The 1,972-nt window shown below is 72.3% G+C and carries 1 protein-coding gene; it reads right to left on the bottom strand.

Annotation, left to right across the window (positions count from 1 at the left end; translation table 11 throughout):
• Positions 1 to 1,972: acyltransferase domain-containing protein (locus ABT130_RS47485; protein WP_350966485.1), on the bottom strand; the 1,972-nt coding region annotated here is incomplete at both ends.

Raw genomic sequence — 1,972 nt, 5'->3', positions numbered from 1 at the left:
GAACAACTCCTGTCCCCGCCGCCACGCCGCCCGCAACGCCTGAAACGCCGGCCCGTAGCCATAGCCGATCTCGGCCAGCCGCTCGTACGCTCCCGCCACCTCCACCTCGGCCGCCCCCGCCGGCGGCCACTGCACCAGATCGAACCCCGGTTCGGCCGCCCGCTCCGCCAGCACTCCCTGAGCGTGCAGCGTCCACTCACCGCCCGCTCGCCCATCGGCTCGGGAGTACACCCGGACCGCGCGCCTGCCCGCCGCACCGGGGCCGTCACCGGGGCCGTCGACGACCACCTGGACCCGCACCCCACCGGACTCGGGCAGCACCAGCGGCGCCTGCAACGCCAGCTCCTCCACCACCGCGCAACCGACCTCGTCACCCGCACGGACCACCAGCTCCACAAACCCCGCCCCGGGCAGCAACACCCGCCCCAGAAACTCGTAATCACCCATCCACGGCTGCTCCGACACCGACAACCGCCCGGTCAAGACCACCCCACCGGACTCCGGCGACACCACCACCGCCCCAAGCAACGGGTGCAACACCGTCTCAAGCCCCAGGCCTCGCGCGTCCCCGCCCCGCCTGCCGGTCGGCCAGAACCGCTCCTTCTGGAAGGCGTAGGTGGGCAGTTCCACCCGGCGGGCACCGGGGAACATGGCCGGCCAGCTCACCGGCACCCCATGCACGTGCAATCCGGCCAGCGCCATCATGATCGTCTTCTGCTCGTCCTGGCCCCCGCGCAGTGCCGGCACCAGCACCGCGTCCGCCCCCGGGTCAGAGCCCGCATCGGCTTCGTTCTCCGCGGCGAGGGTGTCCTGAGCCATCGCTGTGAGCACCCCGTCGGGGCCCAGCTCCAGATACGCCCGCACGCCCAGACCGTGCAACGCACGGACGCCGTCGGCGAAGCGGACCGCGCCCCGCACCTGGTCGACCCAGTAGCCCGGCGAGCACAACTGCTCCGCCGTGGCTGCTTCCCCGGTCAGGGTGGACACCACCGGGATGCGCGGCGAGTTGTAGGTGAGCGTCCCGGCGATCGCGTGGAAGTCCTCCAGCATCGGATCCATCAACGGCGAATGGAACCCGTGCGACACCCGCAACCGCCGCGTCCGCACCCCGCGCTCCTCCAGCACGGCCGCGATACCGAGGACCGCCTCCTCAACCCCGGAGATCACCACCGAGGCCGGGCCGTTCACCGCCGCGACCGACACCTCGTCCTCACGCCCGGCCAGCAGAGCGGCGACCTCCTCCTCGGAAGCCCGCACCGACACCATCGCCCCACCCGCCGGGAGCTCCTGCATCAACCACGCCCGGGCCGCCACCAACACGCACGCATCGCTCAGCGACAACACCCCGGCCACATACGCCGCCGCGATCTCCCCGATCGAGTGCCCCGCCAGCACATCCGGCCGCACCCCCCACGAGGACACCAGCCGGAACAGCGCCGTCTCCACCGCGAACAGAGCCGGCTGCGCCCACCCCGTCCGATCCAGCAACCCCGCCAACTCGCTGCCCGGCTCGGCGAAGATCACCTCCCGCAGCGAACAGCCCCGGTAACGACCTGCCCGCTCAACCGACGCGCCATCCGGCTCCTGGTCGAACCCCTCCAGCAGCGGGTCAAGCTCGGCGATCACCTCGTCCAACGCCTGCGCGAACACCGGAAACCGGTCATACAGCTCCCGGCCCATCCCCGCCCGCTGACTGCCCTGGCCGGTGAACAGGAACGCGACCTTGGCCGTCCCCCGCGCCGAACCGGTCACCACACCGGCGGCCGGCGCACCCTCGGCCACCGCGACCAGACCCCGCACCAACTCCGCACGCTCAGCACCCACCACCACCGCACGACGCTCGAACGCCGACCGCATCGTGGCCAGCGAGAACGCCACATCGGCCAAGGCCGGCTCATCGTGGCCCTCCACGTGCGCGGCCAGCCGCCCGGCCTGTACCCGCAACGCCCCAGCCGTACGGCCCGACACCAGC

This window comes from Streptosporangium sp. NPDC001681, assembly GCF_040298085.1.
Taxonomy (GTDB): domain Bacteria; phylum Actinomycetota; class Actinomycetes; order Streptosporangiales; family Streptosporangiaceae; genus Streptosporangium.
This window is presented reverse-complemented; position numbering and strand designations above follow the sequence as displayed.